Genomic DNA, 18,163 nt, shown 5'->3' with positions numbered 1-18,163 from the left:
CGAACCCCTAGCGACTCGGTGGTTGGCCATCACGGCCCGTAGGCCTTACGGCCAACAGGCCCAGTCTAATGCGAGGGGTACGACGGCGGCACTGGTGTTTGGTGCCGAATGATTCAGAAGTGCTGGGAAGGCTCCCTTGCAGGAGCCTTCCTACGCAAACTTTTAGGAATCGCCGCCCGAGGTGAAGCGCATGATCAGGCCCAGGCCGATGATGACGACTCCCCAGGTGACACCAAGAATGATGGTGAAGCGGTTCAGGTTCCGCTCAGCAACGCCGGAAGAGCTCAATCCGGAGCTCATTCCCCCACCGAACATGTCGGACAAACCGCCTCCACGTCCCTTGTGGAGAAGAATGAGCAGCGTCAGCAGAAGGCTGGTTACGCCCAGCAGGATCTGCAGAATGACATGAAGAACGTCCACGACGGCCTTTCGAAGAAGCGGAAAACGGGAGCCGGACTAGTCCGTGACGAGGTGGCTCTCGAACCTGACAATGTTAGCAAACTCAGCTGGGTCCAGACTGGCGCCACCCACAAGCAGGCCGTCAACATCGTTTTCTGCCATGATGGCGGCAGCGTTGTTAGCCTTGACGGAGCCTCCGTACAGAAGGCGCGTCTTTTCAGCTACGCCCTCGTCGAAGAGCTTGGCAAGTTCGACGCGGATGGCAGCACACATTTCCTGTGCGTCTTCCGGGCCTGCAACTTCGCCGGTTCCGATAGCCCACACGGGCTCATAGGCGACCACAAGCTCAGCGGCCTGTTCCGGTGTGAGGCCTTCGACACCGGCGCGCAGCTGGGCCAGCGTGTGCTCCACGTGTGTTCCTGCCTGACGGATTTCGAGGCCTTCACCGACGCAAAGGACTGGTGTGACTCCGTGGCGGAACGCGGCTTTGACCTTTGCGTTCAGGACGTCGTCGGACTCGTTGTGGATGGTGCGGCGTTCACTGTGCCCCACCAGGACATAGGCGCAGCCCAGCTTGCTGAGGAACTGGCCGGAGATGTCACCGGTATAGGCGCCGGAGTCGAACTGGGACAGATCCTGACCGCCGTAAACGACGTCAAGTTCGTCGCCCTGTACGAGCGTCTGCACGCCGCGGAGATCAGTGAACGGAGGGAAGACGGCAACCTCTACACGGTTGTAGTCATGCTTGGCGTCCGAGAGGGTCCAGGCGAGCTTCTGAAGCAAGGTGATGCCCTGGACATGGTCCATGTTCATCTTCCAGTTGCCTGCGATGAAGGGCTTTCGGACAAAGTTGCCGTTGGCAGAGGTAGTCACATGAACTCCAAGAATGCGTTGATAAATGGAACAGCCGGCAGGACGCGTGGGCGTCCTGCCGGCCGGATTGCTGTTTAGCGGTCCAGGACGCTGAGGCCCGGAAGTTCCTTGCCTTCAAGATATTCCAAGCTGGCCCCGCCACCGGTGGAGATGTGGCCAAACTGGGAATCCTCGAAGCCGAGGGTCCTTACTGCTGCGGCTGAGTCGCCGCCGCCGACCACCGTAAAAGCCACGGTGTCAGTCAGGGCCTGCGCGATGGCCCGCGTGCCGCTGGAGAATGCCTCGAATTCGAAGACGCCCATGGGGCCATTCCAGAACACGGTCTTGGCTCCTTCGATCTGCGCCGCAAAAGCTGACGCGGATTCGGGCCCGATGTCCAGTCCAATGCCGGAGGCACCAAACGAGCTTTCCTCTATAGCATCCGCGCGGACCACTTCGTGCTCGGCATCGGCCGCAAAACGGCTTGCAACCACGACGTCCGTGGGAATCACGAACGACGTACCGGCGTCAGCGGCGCGCTTGAGGTAGTCCTGAACGACAGGAATCTGGTCTTCTTCCAGGAGGCTGCCAGCTACCTTGTGGCCTTCGGCGGCCAGGAAAGTGAACAGCATGCCGCCACCAACCAGGATGGTATCTGCCTTGCCAAGCAGGTTGTCGATGACTGCCAGCTTGTCCGAGACTTTGGAACCGCCGAGGACAACAACGTAAGGCCGCTGGGTGTCTGCGGTGAGCTTCCGGAGAACTTCCACCTCGGTGTGCACCAGGTCGCCAAGGTAAGACGGCAGGCGCGTTGCGACGTCATAGACGCTGGCGTGCTTGCGGTGGACCGCCCCGAAGGCGTCGTCCACGAACGCGCCGCTGTCACCCGTGAGGGCAACCAGCTCGTCAGCGAATGCGCCACGCTCGGCGTCATTCTTGCTGGTTTCGCGGGCATCGAAACGCACGTTTTCCAAGATGAGTACTTCGCCATCCTGCAATGCAGCTGCCAGCTCCTTGGCGGAGTCGCCAACGGTATCAGCAGCCAATTGGACGTTGAAGTCCGCGAGTTCCGCGAGGCGGGTGGCTGCGGGCTTCAAAGAGTACTTTTCCTCGGGGGCGCCCTTGGGGCGGCCGAGGTGGGCGGTTACGAGCACACGGGCACCGGCGTCCGAGAGCTTCTTAAGGACCGGGAGGGAGGCCTTGATGCGGCCGTCGTCGGTCACTGCAGAGCCGTCGAGCGGCACATTAAGGTCACTTCTGACCAGAATGTACCGCCCGCGGACACCTTCAGCGATGAGTTCGTTGAGGGTGTGAGATGTCATGTGTCTACCCTAGCCCAGCTTGGATGCGACGAGCTCCGTGAGGTCGACGAGGCGGTTGGAGTAGCCCCACTCGTTGTCATACCAGGAAACAACCTTGACCTGGTTGCCGATGACCTTGGTCAGGCCGGAGTCGAAGATCGAGGAAGCGGGGTCGCCAACGATGTCGGAGGAAACGATGGGAGCATCCGTGTAGCTCAGGATCCCGGCGAACTGGTCCGACTCAGCGGCGGCCTTGACTGCAGCGTTGACTTCCTGCACCGTAACTTCGCGGGAAACCGTAACCGTAAGGTCCGTTGCGGAACCGGTGGGCACGGGAACGCGGATGGCGTAACCATCGAGCTTGCCCTTGAGTTCGGGCAGGACCAGACCGATGGCCTTTGCAGCACCAGTGGACGTAGGGACCATGTTGATGGCAGCAGCACGGGCACGGCGGAGGTCTCCGTGGGGGCCGTCCTGCAGGTTCTGGTCAGCCGTGTAGGCGTGAACCGTGGTCATCAGGCCACGCTCGATGCCGAAGGCGTCGTTGACTACCTTGGCCAGTGGGCCAAGGCAGTTGGTGGTGCAGGATGCGTTGGAAATGATGTGGTGCGCTGCGGGATCGTAGAGCTCGTGGTTCACGCCCATGACAATGGTGATGTCTTCGTCGCTGGCAGGTGCCGAGATGAGGACCTTCTTGGCGCCGGCGTCGATGTGCTTCTGAGCAGCTGCGGCCTTGGTGAAGAAACCGGTGGACTCGATGACGATGTCGACACCGAGCTCGCCCCAGGGAAGGTTGGCGGGATCGCGTTCGGCAAGGACAGTGATGGACTGGCCATTAACAATCAGGTTGCCCTCTTTGACTTCCACGGACTGGGTCAGACGGCCACCGACGGAGTCGTACTTCAGGAGGTGGGCGAGGGTCTCGGGGCTGGTGAGGTCGTTGACTGCGACGATCTCAAGGTCTGCGCCCTGGGCCAGTGCTGCGCGGAAGTAGTTACGGCCGATGCGGCCGAAGCCGTTGATACCAATACGGGTGGTCACTGTGTGTCAATCTCCTTGGTGCTCTTGCAAGCACGCCTAGTGAGTCGGATTTTTATTTCCAACTAACAGACCCCGCACGTCATTGGGCAGAGGTGATTATCAGATCGGAGGGCGACCAGCCACGTTGCTGAAGGCTAACCGCCTTCCGTGACCCATCTTACGTTTAACTAAGCCTGCCCCCGCAACTGCGGGGGCAGGCTTTCCAGTATTTGGTCCCATTTCACTGTTAATGTGACTTTTGTTACATCAACGTGAACCGGGGCTCACCAGCTACAGAACGATGAGGCCCGTAGCGTTGGCGCGGGCTGCTTCGAAGCGCTTGGCGACGTCTGCCCAGTTGGCGATGTTCCAGAATGCCTTGACATAGTCAGCCTTGACGTTGACGTAGTCCAGGTAGAAGGCGTGCTCCCACATGTCCAGCATGAGCAGCGGAGTGGTACCAACGGCGACGTTGCCCTGCTGATCGTAGAGCTGCTCGATGACCAGGTTGCCACCGATGGGCTCGTAAGCCAGGAAGGCCCAGCCGGAACCCTGCAGGCCGAGTGCGGCAGCGGTGAACTGGGCACGGAAAGCGTCAAATGAACCGAAGGCATCCTCGATGGCTGCTGCGAGTTCGCCTTCAGGCTTGTCGCCGCCGTCCGGGGAGATGTTGTTCCAGAACACGGAGTGGTTGATGTGGCCGCCGGTGTGGAACGCGAGGTCCTTGGAGAGGCGGTTGATGTTGGCGAAGTCACCCGATTCGCGGGCTTCAGCAAGCTGCTTGAGGGCGTTGTTGGCGCCTGCAACGTACGCAGCGTGGTGCTTGCTGTGATGCAGCTCCATGATCTTCGCCGAAATGTGCGGCTCAAGAGCTGCGTAGTCGTAGCCGAGCTCGGGCAGAACGTACTCTGTCACGAAATCCTCCAATGTAATGGACCGAAGTCCGGTTTGGTAACTCTCGTTGTGTTCATCCGGCCGGCAGGCCAGCCGGAAATCCTTGGGGAAGAAGCCTGCTCCTGCCGCCACCGGCAACAACCCGCTGCGGCCTCACAGTATTTCCTCCACACGATCTCGATTCTATGGGCGGGAGCTACTCGTCCATCATTTCCGGAGTCACATTTGCTTCCGTACCGGGAATTCCGAGATCGAGTGCGCGTTTGTCAGCCATCGCGAGCAAGCGGCGTATCCGGCCCGCAATGGCGTCCTTGGTCATGGGGGGATCGGCAAGGCGGCCCAGCTCGTCCAGGCTTGCCTGCTTGTGGGCGACCCTGAGCTCCCCCGCATACTTCAGGTGATCCGGAACGTCATCGCCCAGAATTTCAAGCGCGCGGTCCACCCTGGCACCTGCCGCCACGGCGGCCTGCGCCGAACGGCGAAGGTTGGCGTCATCAAAGTTGGCCAGCCTGTTGGCAGTGGCCCGGACTTCCTTGCGCATGCGCCGCTCCTCCCAGACCATCAAGGCGTCATGTGCGCCCATTCTGGTAAGGAGCGCGGCGATCGTGTCGCCGTCGCGGATAACCACGCGGTCGACGCCGCGGACCTCGCGGGCCTTGGCCTGTATGCCCAGCCGTCGTGCAGCACCCACGAGTGCCAGCGCGGACTCCGGCCCGGGACAGGTTACCTCCAAGGACGAAGAACGTCCGGGTTCGGTGAGGGATCCATGGGCCAGGAAAGCTCCGCGCCAGACGGCTTCCGCGTCGGCCGCAGAGCCATTGACAACTACAGAAGGCAGTCCGCGTACCGGACGGCCGCGACCGTCCAGGAGTCCTGTTTGGCGTGCCAGGGCTTCGCCGTCGCGGACAACACGGACCACGTAGCGGCTGCCCCGGCGCAGGCCGCCGCCTGAGACCACGATGATCTCGCTCTGGTGTCCGTAAACCTCGGCAATCGCGGCGCGCAGGCGCCGGGCAGTCGAGGCCAGGTCCACCTCAGCTTCGATGACGATTCGTCCCGAAATAATATGCAAGCCCCCTGCAAAGCGGAGCATCGCCGAAACCTCAGCTTTACGGACTGAAGATTTCTTGATGTCCAGCCGGGACAGTTCGTCCTTGACCGACGCGGTAAGTGCCATCGCGTGTGTATTCCTAACTGTTCCCGAAAATATCGTGGTACGCCGCCGCCAAGAGCAGTGGATCGTGGACGGGGCGGCGCCTCGAAGCCCCTACTCTACCCAACACCACTTCCGCACCGATCATCCCCGCTGCTTTCTCAAAGGCCTTCAGGTCCTGGATCGCCGAGGGATCGGCGAGCACGACGTCGACGCTGAACTCCGGTGCGTAGCGTCGAAGGACATCCAAGTGGTCGGCCGCCGTCATGCCGGACGTTTCCTTGGTTTCGACATCAAGATTCATGGTGAGGCAGCGTTTGGCTGCAGTATCGCCCAAGGCTTGCCGAAGCTCCGGGAGCAACAAATGGGGCAATACCGATGTGTACCAGGACCCTGGTCCGAGAATGACCCAATCGGCGAGCTCGATCGCGGTGAGCGCCTCAGTGCAGGCTCGGGCGTCCTCGGGCAGCAGCCGCACTTCCTCCAGTTTTCCAGCAACCGCGCATTTCGCCTGGCCGCTGACGGTCTGCAGTTCATGTCCCCCGCCGGGCAGTTCCACCCGGGCTTGGCCCTCGATGGTCAAAGGAACACTGGACATCGGCAGCACCTGGCCTCGCGCGCCCAGCAACGCCCCGGCCCATTTGAGGCCGGCCACGGTATCCCCCAGCAGCTCCCAGAGGGTGACGATAAGCAGGTTGCCCATCGCGTGGTGGTCCAGCGAACCGCCCTTGGCGGTTCCCGCAGCGAAGCGGTGCTGCATGACGTCCCGCCATGTGCGCCCCCAGTCGGTGTCATCGCACAGCGCGCTCAGTGCCATCCGCAAGTCGCCGGGCGGCAGGACTCCATACTCGTCCCGTAGACGCCCGGAGGAGCCGCCGTCGTCAGCTACCGTGACGATTGCCGTCAGTTCTGACGTCAACAGACGAAGCGCGGAGAGCGAGGCCGCCAGTCCGTGTCCACCGCCGAGGGCCACCACGGAAGGACTCTTGTTTTGTTGGCTGCCCGGAACGCCCTTGGGCGGGATGAGGGGCAACGGACCCGTGAGGACTCCCATTACTCACGCCCCAGGTCGCGGTGCGTGGTTGTGACGGTAACGCGCGGATATTGCGCGAGGCGTTTGGAGAGCTCGACGGCGACTGCCACCGAACGGTGCTTGCCACCTGTGCATCCCACAGCAAGGGTGGCGTAATGCTTGTTCTCCTGGCGGTAGCCGTCCAGGACTGGTTCCAGTGCCTTCACGTAACGGTCCACGAACTCCTGGACCCCATCAGCGGTTAGCACGTAGTCGCTGACGTCCTCATCCAATCCTGTGTGGGGACGAAGTTGTGGCACCCAGTGCGGGTTGGGAATGAAACGGGCGTCGGCCACGAAGTTGGCGTCAACAGGCAAGCCGTACTTGAATCCAAAACTCATGACATTGAGCCGGAGCGTCACAGGTCCGGTATCGCTGAACAATTCAGTGATGGCAGTTGCAAGGCCGTGAACGTTGAACTCACTGGTGTCCAAAACGACGTCGGCATGCTCGCGGAGTTCGCGCAGGACCTCACGCTCTATGCCGATTCCGTCAAGGATCCGTCCACCGCCCTGCAGCGGATGCGGGCGCCGGCCTTGTTCGAACCGGCGGACCAGGACTTCATCGCTGGCATCGAGGAACAATACCCGGAAAGTGATGCCGGTGGCACTCAAGGCACCCAGGGCGGTCTGGATGTCAGTGAAAAGGTCCTTGCTGCGGACATCCACCACTACGGCCAGCTTCGGAATGGATTTGGGCGCGTGCGAGACAATTTCCGCCAAGGTGCCAAGCATCTGGGGAGGAAGGTTGTCTACAACGTACCAACCGTGGTCCTCCAAGGCGTCCGAAGCGGTACTGCGGCCCGCCCCCGACATGCCGGTAACCACCAGCAGTTCCGCCTCCGCCGGCTTGACGGGCGTTAGTCCGTCCTGCTCCGCGCCGGCTCCTGCCGTTGCCTCATCCATCAGTGGTCCCCGTTTCCTTGGAAGTGGTTGTTACAGCCTGACCGGTGGCATCGCAGTCGCGGCCACCGGTCAAGTTCTTACCCTAGCTAAGATTCGAGGATTTCGCCGGTCGTCATGTTCACGGCAGGAGCGGCTTCACCTGCGTCTTCGCTGGAACCCAGATGCTGCACGACCGCAGCTGCCAACGCTGGACCGATGCCCTTGGCAGAGGTAAGTTCCTCCACACTGGCCGCCCGGATCTTCTTGAGGGAGCCAAAATGCGCCACCAAGGCCTTGCGTTTGGCCTCTCCCAAGCCCGGAACGCCGTCCAGGGCAGAGACCGTCATGGCCTTGCCGCGCTTTTGCCGGTGGAAAGTGATGGCGAAGCGGTGGGCTTCATCGCGGATGCGCTGGAGCAGGTACAAGCCCTGCGACGTCCGGGGAAGGATCACCGGAAAATCGCTGTTGGGGAGCCAGACCTCTTCAAGGCGCTTTGCCAGGCCAACCACGTAGACGTCGTCGATGCCCAACTCAGCCAAAGCACGCGCTGCAGCATTGACCTGCGGCTGCCCGCCGTCCACCACCACCAGGTTGGGCGGGTACGCGAACTTGGCCTTTGGGGCCGGCATGGTGGGGTCCGACGGCTGCGCCTGGGTTCCGTTGGCAGCTGCGGCGGTGCCCGCACGGGTCGGGTTGATGATTTCGCCGGAGACGGGCACCTGGGCGGCCTTGTCCGTGAGGTAGTGGCGGAAGCGGCGCGTGAGGACGTCATGCATGGCGGCCGTATCGTCCGCTGCGGCAGCACCCGTGATGGAGAACTTGCGGTAATCGGACTTCTTGGGCAAGCCGTCTTCGACCACCACCATGGACGCCACCACGTTGGTTCCCTGAACGTGCGAGATATCGAAGCATTCGATCCGAAGCAGCGGAACTGGAAGCTCCAGGGCCTCCTGAAGCTCCTGAAGGGCCAGCGAGCGGACGGTGATATCCCCGGCGCGGCGGGTCTTGTGCAGCTTCAGCGCCTGCTCGGCATTCTCCCGGACCGTGGACATGAGCGCAGCCTTGTCACCTCGCTGGGGCACGCGGATATCCACCTTTGCCCCGCGGAGCCCGCCCAGCCATTCACTCAGCTCGGCATGGTTGCTCGGATTTTCCGGAATCAGCACTTCCCGCGGGATGCGGCCCTGGACCTCGCTGTCCTCCCCGTAGACCTGCTGCAGCAAGTGCTCGATGAGTTCCGGCGTCGTGGCGTCTTCGACTTTCTCCACCACCCAGCCGCGCTGTCCGCGGACCCGGCCGCCGCGGACGTGGAACACCTGCACGGAGGCCTCAAGCTCGTCTTCATGCAGCGCGAAGACGTCGGCGTCCGTATCCTCCGCGAGGACTACGGCGTTGCGTTCGAAAACCTTGCGCAGAGCGATGATGTCGTCCCTGAGCCGTGCGGCGCGCTCGTAGTCCAGTTCGGCGACAGCGGCCGCCATATCTTTTTCAAGCCGGTTGATGAAGCGCTTGGCTTCCCCACCCATGAAGGCGCAGAAGTCCTCCGCAAGTTGACGGTGTTGCTCCGGCGTCACGCGGCCGACGCAGGGTGCCGCGCATTTGTCGATGTAGCCCAGAAGGCAGGGGCGCCCACTGGCTTGGGCCCGCTTGAGGACACCTGCGCTGCAACTGCGGACCGGGAACACGCGAAGGAGGGTGTCCATGGTCTCCCGGATGGCGCCAGCCGTGTAGGGGCCGAAATACCTGGTGCCCTTTTTGCGTTCGCCACGCATGACCTGCACCCTGGGGTACTTCTCCCCCATGGTGACGGCCAGGTAGGGGTAAGTCTTGTCGTCCCGGAAGACCACGTTGAAACGAGGCTTGAATTCCTTGATCCAGGTGTACTCCAGCTGTAGCGACTCCAATTCGCTGCCCACAACGGTCCACTCCACGCTGCTCGCGGCATGGACCATGGCATGGGTCTTGGGTAGAAGCCCGGAGGGGTTGGCAAAGTAGGAATTCAGCCTGGAACGGAGGTTCTTGGCCTTGCCCACGTAGATGACCCGGCCGTGGGGGTCGCGGAAACGGTAGACGCCCGGGGTGGTGGGAATTTCACCCGTCTGCGGGCGGTAACTTGCTGGATTTGCCACCATTCCAGTCTAGTGAACTGGACCGACAGCCAGCGCCAGGCGCTCAGTCCACCGATTTGCTTTGGTTATAGCTTGTGGACCGTTCCTGACCGCTGAGGGCAGCGATGGCATCCATAATCTTGTCCGTCACCTGGCGGCGTGCAGGCAGGGAATGGTCCGGGCCCGTTTTGTCGAAGTACAGCGGCTCGCCAACCTTCATGGTGAAGTGCTGGGGGCGAACGGCGTTCTTGTCCGCCGGCTGCAGTTTCTCCGTGCCTATAAGCCCCACGGGAATCACAGGTGCGCCCGTGGTGAGTGCCAACCAACCGACGCCGGTCCGGCCGCGATACAGGATACCGTCACGGGACCGGGTGCCCTCGGGGTAGATTCCAATGCCCTTCCCGGACTCCAGGATGTCCAGCAGGGTCTTCAGCGCCTGCACGCTCGCTGCCTGTTCACCGCGTTCAACCGGGATGGAACCGACAGCTTCGAAGAAGGACTTCATCACAGCGCCCTTAACGCCTTTGGTGGTGAAATACTCCGCCTTGGCGAAGAACGCCACTGGACGAGGCATGAGCGCCTGGACGATCACGCTGTCCAGGAAGGAGAGATGGTTCGGCGCAACGATGAACGGGCCTTCTTTGGGCACGTTCTCCAGTCCAATGACCGTGGGCCGGCACGTGGTGGAGATCAGTCCACGCGTAGTCCAGCGGATCGCATCAAAGACTGCCATCGTTTTGTACCTCGCTCAGGGCCGCCGCACGGACAGCGTCAAGTTCTTCAATTTTGGTTCGCAACTCAAGGGCGGTGCCGACCACGGCGACCGCACCGGCTTCTTCCAGCTCGCCGCCCGAAGCGAAGCCCCAACGTACACCAATGCAATCCAGGCCGTTGGCCATTGCTCCGGCAACATCCTGGTGCCGGTCTCCCACCATCACAGCAGGCTGGGAGTGGAGATCCGCCAAGGCTGCGCCAACAATCTCGATCTTGCCGGACGCGGAATTGGCCGCCAGCGATTCGTCGTCTGCAGCTCCCCTAATGGACACAAAGAAATCCGCAATACCGTGATGCTCAAGGACAATCCGGGCAATACCTTGGGGCTTCTGGGTTGCAACCGCGACGGCCCGCCCCGTTTCGGCAAAGAATTCAAGGAGGTCGAAGATTCCCGGATACAACTTGCTCTGGCCAATACCGGTTTCCCTGTAATGCTGCCGGTAACGGGAAATGGTTTCATCGACCAATTCCGCCGGGACATTCGCTAAATGCAGGAGTGCATCGCTGAGCTTGGGGCCAACCATGGCGTTCAGCACGGCCTGTTCCGGAACGGGGAGGCCCATTTCGCGCAGGGCCGCGGATATTCCTCCTGTGATACCGCCGGCTGGATCGACAAGGGTGCCGTCCAGATCGAAAATTACGGGCACCGTTGTTTGAGTCACCGGGTTAGTTTCTCACGAGTAGCGGCATGCCTGAAACTCGCATGCCGCTACCGGAATACTTCTGCCGTGCTGAGGATATTCTTTAGGTGTCCGGTGAGGCAGTCCGGACAGTTAGCGCAGAATTTCCGCAAGGAACGTTGCGGTGTGGCTGTCAGTGGACTTGGCTACCTGCTCAGGGGTACCCGTTGCGACGATCTTTCCTCCACCTGAACCGCCGTTCGGCCCGAGGTCCACAATCCAGTCCGCGGACTTGATGACGTCCAGGTTGTGCTCAATGGTGATCACGGTGTTGCCTTTATCCACCAGTCCCTGGAGGACCATGAGCAGCTTCCGGATGTCCTCAAAGTGCAGGCCGGTTGTGGGTTCGTCCAGAACATAAATACTGCGGCCGTTGGACCTCTTCTGGAGTTCTGCGGCCAACTTCACGCGTTGCGCTTCACCACCTGACAGGGTTGTGGCTGGCTGGCCCAGCCTGACATAGCCCAGTCCTACGTCCACCAAGGTGTTCAGATGCCGTGCGATGGGAGTGAAGGCAGCAAAGAATTCAGCGCCTTCCTCGATAGGCATGTTAAGGACATCGGCAATAGTCTTTCCCTTGTAATGCACTTCAAGGGTTTCACGGTTGTAACGGGCGCCGTGGCACACCTCACAGGGAACGTAGACGTCAGGCAGGAAGTTCATTTCGATCTTCAATGTGCCATCGCCGGAGCATGCTTCGCAGCGGCCGCCCTTGACGTTGAACGAGAAGCGGCCGGGCTGGTAACCGCGGACCTTTGCTTCGGTGGTTTCAGCAAACAGTTTCCGGATGTTGTCGAAGACGCCTGTGTACGTTGCCGGGTTGGAGCGCGGTGTGCGTCCGATCGGGCTCTGGTCAACGTGGACCACCTTATCCAGGTGTTCCAATCCATTAACACTCCTGTGCCGCCCGGCAACCTGCTTGGCGCCGTTGAGCTTGTTGGCGAGGACCTTGTAAAGGATCTCGTTCACCAGCGTGGATTTACCGGAACCGCTGACACCCGTCACTGCCGTAAAGAGGCCCAGGGGGAACGTGGCATCCACATTGTCCAAGTTGTTTTCCCTGGCGCCGATGACCTTGAGCTCACGCTTTTTGTCGTACTTGCGGCGCTTGGCCGGGATGTCGATCTTTCGGCGGCCGGACAGATAGTCGCCAGTCAAGGACTCCTTGTTTTCCAGGAGCTCCTTATAAGTACCGGAATGTACAACCTGTCCGCCGTGCTCGCCGGCGCCAGGTCCAATATCAACCACCCAGTCCGCTTCATGGATGGTGTCCTCGTCATGCTCCACCACGATCAGGGTGTTGCCGAGATCCCGAAGGCGGGTCAGTGTCTCGATCAAGCGGCGGTTATCGCGCTGGTGAAGGCCGATGGAGGGCTCGTCCAGGACGTAGAGGACTCCCACGAGGCCGGACCCAATTTGGGTAGCAAGGCGGATGCGCTGGGCTTCACCGCCGGACAAGGTCCCGGAAGGACGTTCCAGGTTCAGGTATTCAAGCCCTACGTCCAGAAGGAACGTCAGGCGGGCCTGAATTTCCTTCAGGACCTGGTGGGCAATCTGCGCCTCGCGGTCTGTCAAGGTCAAGCTGCCCAGGAACGACGCGCAGTCACGCATGGGAAGCGCCGCTACTTCAGCGATTGACTTGCCATTAATCAACACCGACAACGAAGCAGGGTTGAGTCGCGCACCGTTGCACTCGGGGCAGGGAATCTGACGCATGTACTCTTCGTACCTGTCCCGCGCCCAATCGGAGTCAGTTTCGCCGTGCTTGCGGTGCACATATTGAATGGCACCCTCAAAGCCGGTGCTGTACTTGCGTTCCCGGCCAAACCGGTTCCGATACTGGACCACAACCTTGTGATCCTTGCCGTGCAGCACGGTGTTCCGGACATCCTTGGGGAGCTTTTCCCACGAGGTGTCCATGGAGAAGCCGAGTTCATGGGCCAGGCCCTCCAGGAGGCGGTTCCAGTACTCGGTGGTGGCGGTGCCCAGGGACCAAGGCGCGATGGCGCCCTGTGCCAGGGAAAGCTCGGGGTTGGGAACGATCAGTTCCTCATCCACTTCAAGCCTGGTTCCGATGCCACTGCAGGCTGAGCAGGCGCCGAAGGGGTTGTTGAACGAGAAAGAGCGAGGCTCGATTTCATCGATGGCCAGGGGGTGCTCGTTGGGGCATGCGAGGTTCTCGGAGAAGGCACGGATACGTGCGGGGTCTCCGGCCTCAAGGTCCACGAACTCAATCAGCACCCGGCCTTCTGCCAAGCCCAGCGCAGTTTCAATGGAATCGGTAAGCCGCTGGCTGATGTCTTCCTTGACCACCAAGCGGTCCACTACCACTTCGATGGTGTGCTTGAACTGCTTGCCAAGCTTGGGCGGCTCGCTGAGCTGTACCAGCTCGCCGTCCACCCGGGCGCGCGAATAACCCTTGGCCGTCAGCTCCTTGAAGAGGTCCACGAACTCGCCCTTGCGCCCGCGAACCACGGGGGCCAGAACTTGGAAGCGTGTGCCCTTTTCCAGTTCCAGGAGCTGATCAACTATCTGCTGCGGGGTCTGCCGGGCGATGGGCTCGCCACAGACAGGGCAGTGGGGACGGCCTACACGCGCCCAGAGAAGACGCATGTAATCGTAAATTTCGGTGATGGTGCCCACCGTGGAACGGGGGTTCTTGCTGGTGGACTTCTGATCGATCGACACTGCCGGGGACAGGCCCTCAATGAAGTCCACGTCCGGCTTGTCCACTTGGCCCAGGAACTGGCGGGCATAGGCGGACAACGATTCCACGTACCGCCGCTGTCCTTCGGCGAAGATCGTATCGAAGGCCAAGGAGGACTTGCCCGAACCCGAAAGGCCCGTGAACACGATCATCGCGTCCCTTGGGAGGTCCAGATCTACATTGCGCAGGTTGTGTTCACGTGCGCCCTTGACTACCAGCCGGGACAGGTCCGGCCTGGTGGGCTTGGTATCGGGAACGACGGCTACGCTCTTCAGGGCATCGATGGCTGCATCTTCAGCTAAGGCTTTGGGCACCTACCAATGCTAATCGAAAACTTCTTCGAATTTCCATGTCGTGCCTCACATGCTACTCATCGGTATCAATCAGCGTCATACGCGGCCGCAAGAAGCTGTACCGCTTCGGCGAATGAGGCGCCTTGGGCCTTAGCCGCAGCAGCATATTGGGCGGCAACCTCCGCAAGCGCGCCCCAGCGGTCATCCCGGGCACACACGATGGTGCCGTTGCGTCCCCGCGTAGCGACGACACCCGCAGCCTCCAACTCCTTATAGGCCCGGGCCACTGTATGTGGGGCCACATCCAGCACGCCCGCAAGATTGCGCACCGGCGGGAGCTTGGCTCCCACTGCGAGGACCCCGGAGTCTGCGAGTTCGATGATGCGCAGTCTCAACTGCTCAAAAAGGGCAACTCCGCTGCTGGTGTTGGGGCGCCAGTTCCCGGGAAATCCGTCCAGGGAAGTCATCGCGAACACCGGCCAGGTGCCGGGGCCCATGCGGGCGTTTGCTGCTGAATGAAGCGTCCATGGTCCATGCCGAGAATTAGACCAGCGACGCGGAACGGGAACAAGCCACTGACGGCTGGAAACTTAATTGCTACGCCCGGCAACGGGTCGTGCGGCCTCACGTGTCCCTCCGGGCCACCGCAAAGATGCGGCGGAACGGGAACACTGTTCCGTGGCTTGTGGCCGGATAAGCCTTGCGCAGCAAAGCGGAGTATTCGTGTTCGAAGTCGGCGGCATCCTCGGGAGACAAGGCTGCGAGCACTGGCCGGAGTCCCGTGCCCCGCACCCATTCAAGGACCGGATCCTTGCCCGGTAGTACCTGCTGGTAGGTGGTTTCCCAAGCGTCAGCTGCGCATCCGGCGTCGAGCATGATCCCAAGATAGTCGGCGGGACTACCCACAACGCCATCATGCCGAAGAACGTCGCCAAGGCGGGAGGACCACTTGGATGACTCGGCGAGCTCCCTCATGAGCGTGTGCGAAGGGGATGTGAAATTTCCCGGCACCTGCAGGGCGAACCAGGCACCCGGCTTAAGTTCACGTAGCCACTGACCCAGCATGGCTTGGTGCCCGGGAACCCACTGGAGCGCGGCATTGGTTACTACGACGTCGGTCTCCTGGTCAGGCTGCCAATCAGCAATATCCGCCTGCTCGAATTCCATGTTGGCGAATTTCCGGGCTTGTCCAGCTGCCTTCGCAAGCATCTCGCCAGAGGAATCGAGGCCGACGATGCGGGCATCAGGCCAGCGCACAGCCAGTGTGGCTGTGAGGTTACCGGGCCCGCATCCAAGATCCACCACGTTCCGCGGCGACTCAGCCTGAATCCTGGCCACGAGGTCATGGAACGGCCTGTCCCTGTGATTGCCGAACTCCACATACTTGGATGGATCCCACCTCATATAAGCCTCCTTGCATTTGGCAGCAGCGCTGGGGCGAGCCTAAACCGTCCGGGCACTAAGCTGGAAACCAATGAAACTTCTTGAGCAGCTCCCTGGTTCCACTGCCTCCAACCCCTTGGGTCCGGATGAGATCTACACACGGTTCGTTGAGTGGACAGAGGGCCGCGGCTTGCAGTTGTATGCCGCCCAGGACGAGGCCATCATGGAGCTCGCCTCTGGCGCCAATGTCATCCTGGCGACGCCCACGGGCTCGGGAAAATCGCTTGTTGCCATTGCAGCCCACTTCGAGGCCATGGCCCGCGGCCAACGAAGCTACTACACCGCTCCCATCAAGGCTTTGGTCTCGGAGAAGTTCTTCGCGCTCTGCGATATCTTCGGTGCCGAAAACGTTGGCATGATTACAGGCGACTCCGGCGTGAACCAGGATGCGCCGATTATTTGCTGCACCGCCGAGATCCTGGCCAATATTGCCCTCCGCGAGGGAGCCTCCGCGGAACTTGGCGCTGTGATCATGGATGAATTCCACTTTTACTCCGATCCCCAGCGCGGATGGGCCTGGCAGGTTCCCCTGCTTGAACTCCCCCAGGCCCAGTTCCTGCTCATGTCCGCCACGCTGGGCGACGTCAGCCGTTTCGAAGCCGGCCTCACTGAACTCACCGGCCGGTCCACCACAACCGTTAGCTCTGCGGAGCGTCCGATTCCACTGCATTACTACTATCACCTCACTCCGGTCCACGAGACCCTGGAAGAACTGCTCTCCACCAAGCAGGTCCCGGTCTACGTTGTGCACTTCAGCCAGGCAGAAGCGATCGAACGCGCCCAGAACCTGATGAGCATCAACATGTGCAGCCGGGATGAAAAGGACCGGATCGCAGAGCTTGTCGCCGGCTTCCGGTTTGCCGCAGGCTTCGGAAAGACGCTCAACCGGTTGGTCCGCCATGGCATCGGTGTCCATCACGCCGGGATGTTGCCCAAGTACCGGCGTTTGGTGGAGCAACTCGCACAAGCCGGGCTCCTTAAGGTCATCTGCGGTACCGACACCCTGGGCGTGGGCATCAACGTTCCCATCCGTACGGTTCTGTTGACGGCGTTGAGCAAGTACGACGGCGTACGCACCAGATCGCTTAACTCGCGTGAGTTCCACCAGATTGCCGGCCGCGCCGGCCGCGCCGGGTACGACACCGCCGGTACCGTAGTGGTTCAGGCTCCTGACCACGTGGTGGAGAACACCAAAGCCATGGCCAAAGCCACCGCCAAATTTGGCGATGACCAGAAGAAACTGCGCCAAGTGGTCAAGAAAAAGCCTCCGGAAGGATTCGTTTCCTGGGGTGAGCCGACGTTMAAGCGCCTTGTGGAGTCCGTACCCGAGCCCTTGACTTCAAGTTTCACTGTCACCCACGCAATGCTGTTGAACCTCATGGAACGCCCCGGAGATCCTTTCCAGGCAACGCGGCGCTTGCTCAGCGAAAACCACGAGAACCGCGCGGCGCAGTTGAAACTCATGAAGAAGGCCTTGGGAATCTACCGCGAACTGCTGGCCGCGGGTGTGGTTGAACGCATTCCGGAAGATGAACAGCAATCCGAAGGCCGTTCTGTCCGCTTGACGGTCCACTTGCAGGCCAACTTCGCCCTTAACCAACCGCTTTCACCGTTTGCGCTTGCCGCGCTGGAACTGTTGGATCCAGAGTCGCCGTCGTATGCACTGGACGTTGTTTCGGTTATCGAGGCCGCGTTGGAGAAACCGCGCCAGATTCTCTCTGCCCAGCAGAAGAAGGCCCGTGGCGAGGCAGTTGCCGCCATGAAGGCTGACGGCATCGAATATGAGCAGCGCATGGCCATGCTCGACGAAGTGACGTACCCGATGCCCTTGGCGGAGATTCTCGGCGAGGCCTTTGAGGTGTACCGAAAGGCTGCCCCATGGGTGGGCGACTTCGAGCTGGCGCCCAAATCCATCATCCGCGACATGTATGAACGCGCCATGAACTTCGGAGAGTTCGTGCAGTTCTACGGACTGGCCCGCTCCGAAGGCATCGTCCTGCGCTACTTGGCGGATGGATTCCGTGCTCTCAGGCAGACCGTGCCCCAGGACTTGTTGCGCGAGGACCTCGAGGACCTCATCGCCTGGCTGGGTGAACTTGTCCGGCAAGTGGACTCCAGCCTCCTTGATGAGTGGGAGGAGCTCACGTCAGGGCTTACGCCTACACCGCACGACGCTCCCCCGCCACCGCCACCGCTTTTGACCACGAACATCCGGGCTTTCCGGGTCATGGTCCGGAACGAAATGTTCCGCAGGGTGGAGCTCTTCGCGGACGAAGACTCTGCCGCGCTGGGTGAGCTGGACGCCGACGCCGGCTGGGACGCCGAACGCTGGGAAGAGGTTCTGGACGACTACTTCGATGAACACGATGACATCGGCACGGGCCCCGATGCCCGTGGGCCCGGATTGCTTATCATCACCGAAGAACCCGGCACGTGGCGGGTCCGCCAGATCTTCGATGACCCCGCCGGAAACCACGACTGGGGCATCTCGGCCGATGTGGATCTCGCGGCTTCCGATGAGACGGGCACCGCTGTGGTTCGGGTGACGAACGTCAACCGACTCTAGTCAACCGGCCGAAGGAG

General features: G+C 61.3%; 15 protein-coding genes. 1 reads left to right on the top strand and 14 read right to left on the bottom strand.

Going from position 1 to position 18,163, the window contains the following annotated elements; genetic code table 11:
* Positions 1-162 precede the first annotated feature (162 nt).
* The 14 genes from secG to AC1DCM_RS03635 form a co-directional block, all read right to left on the bottom strand.
* A complete protein-coding gene (secG, locus tag AC1DCM_RS03700; RefSeq protein ID WP_216925786.1) occupies positions 163-420 on the bottom strand; it encodes a preprotein translocase subunit SecG in 258 nt (85 codons plus the stop codon).
* Between the two features lie 36 nt (positions 421-456).
* Positions 457-1,272, bottom strand: a complete 816-nt coding sequence (gene tpiA / locus AC1DCM_RS03695) for a triose-phosphate isomerase (RefSeq protein ID WP_442005394.1) — start codon at positions 1,270-1,272, stop codon at positions 457-459.
* 74 nt (positions 1,273-1,346) lie between these two features.
* Positions 1,347-2,573, bottom strand: coding sequence for a phosphoglycerate kinase (locus AC1DCM_RS03690; protein WP_477517328.1), 1,227 nt, complete (start codon positions 2,571-2,573; stop codon positions 1,347-1,349).
* A gap of 9 nt (positions 2,574-2,582) precedes the next feature.
* Complete coding sequence (gap, locus tag AC1DCM_RS03685) at positions 2,583-3,593, bottom strand: type I glyceraldehyde-3-phosphate dehydrogenase (RefSeq protein WP_431115204.1); 1,011 nt, start codon at positions 3,591-3,593, stop codon at positions 2,583-2,585.
* A 270-nt stretch (positions 3,594-3,863) separates the two neighbouring features.
* Positions 3,864-4,487 carry a superoxide dismutase gene (locus AC1DCM_RS03680; RefSeq protein WP_216925790.1) on the bottom strand — a complete coding sequence of 208 codons (624 nt, stop codon included), beginning with the start codon at positions 4,485-4,487 and terminating at the stop codon, positions 3,864-3,866.
* Positions 4,488-4,662: 175 nt separating this feature from the next.
* Complete coding sequence (gene whiA, locus AC1DCM_RS03675) at positions 4,663-5,643, bottom strand: DNA-binding protein WhiA (RefSeq protein WP_018777554.1); 981 nt, start codon at positions 5,641-5,643, stop codon at positions 4,663-4,665.
* Positions 5,644-5,656: 13 nt separating this feature from the next.
* A complete protein-coding gene (locus AC1DCM_RS03670; protein WP_442005396.1) occupies positions 5,657-6,673 on the bottom strand; it encodes a gluconeogenesis factor YvcK family protein in 1,017 nt (338 codons plus the stop codon).
* Positions 6,673-7,596: an RNase adapter RapZ gene (rapZ, locus tag AC1DCM_RS03665; protein ID WP_477517327.1), complete on the bottom strand. Its 924-nt coding sequence runs from the start codon at positions 7,594-7,596 to the stop codon at positions 6,673-6,675. Before rapZ ends, AC1DCM_RS03670 begins: the two co-directional genes overlap by 1 nt.
* An 86-nt stretch (positions 7,597-7,682) precedes the next feature.
* Positions 7,683-9,704 carry an excinuclease ABC subunit UvrC gene (gene uvrC / locus AC1DCM_RS03660; RefSeq protein ID WP_477517416.1) on the bottom strand — a complete coding sequence of 674 codons (2,022 nt, stop codon included), beginning with the start codon at positions 9,702-9,704 and terminating at the stop codon, positions 7,683-7,685.
* A 43-nt stretch (positions 9,705-9,747) separates the two neighbouring features.
* Positions 9,748-10,416 carry a lysophospholipid acyltransferase family protein gene (locus tag AC1DCM_RS03655; RefSeq protein ID WP_442015481.1) on the bottom strand — a complete coding sequence of 223 codons (669 nt, stop codon included), beginning with the start codon at positions 10,414-10,416 and terminating at the stop codon, positions 9,748-9,750.
* Complete coding sequence (locus AC1DCM_RS03650; RefSeq protein ID WP_477517326.1) at positions 10,403-11,119, bottom strand: HAD hydrolase-like protein; 717 nt, start codon at positions 11,117-11,119, stop codon at positions 10,403-10,405. Before AC1DCM_RS03650 ends, AC1DCM_RS03655 begins: the two co-directional genes overlap by 14 nt.
* A 111-nt stretch (positions 11,120-11,230) precedes the next feature.
* Positions 11,231-14,158, bottom strand: coding sequence for an excinuclease ABC subunit UvrA (gene uvrA, locus AC1DCM_RS03645; protein WP_442015483.1), 2,928 nt, complete (start codon positions 14,156-14,158; stop codon positions 11,231-11,233).
* A gap of 65 nt (positions 14,159-14,223) precedes the next feature.
* The gene (locus tag AC1DCM_RS03640) at positions 14,224-14,604 is read right to left on the bottom strand and encodes a GntR family transcriptional regulator (RefSeq protein WP_477517415.1); all 381 of its coding nucleotides are present in this window, start codon (positions 14,602-14,604) and stop codon (positions 14,224-14,226) included.
* 157 nt (positions 14,605-14,761) lie between these two features.
* Complete coding sequence (locus AC1DCM_RS03635) at positions 14,762-15,541, bottom strand: trans-aconitate 2-methyltransferase (protein ID WP_477517325.1); 780 nt, start codon at positions 15,539-15,541, stop codon at positions 14,762-14,764.
* A gap of 70 nt (positions 15,542-15,611) precedes the next feature.
* Between AC1DCM_RS03635 and AC1DCM_RS03630 the strand changes: the two genes are divergently transcribed.
* Positions 15,612-18,146: a DEAD/DEAH box helicase gene (locus AC1DCM_RS03630; protein WP_477517324.1), complete on the top strand. Its 2,535-nt coding sequence runs from the start codon at positions 15,612-15,614 to the stop codon at positions 18,144-18,146.
* The last annotated feature ends 17 nt before the right edge of the window (positions 18,147-18,163 follow it).

The organism is Paenarthrobacter sp. 10N417 (genome assembly GCF_056394745.1).
Note: the sequence above shows the minus strand (reverse complement) of the source record. Positions and strands in the feature narration are given on the sequence as shown.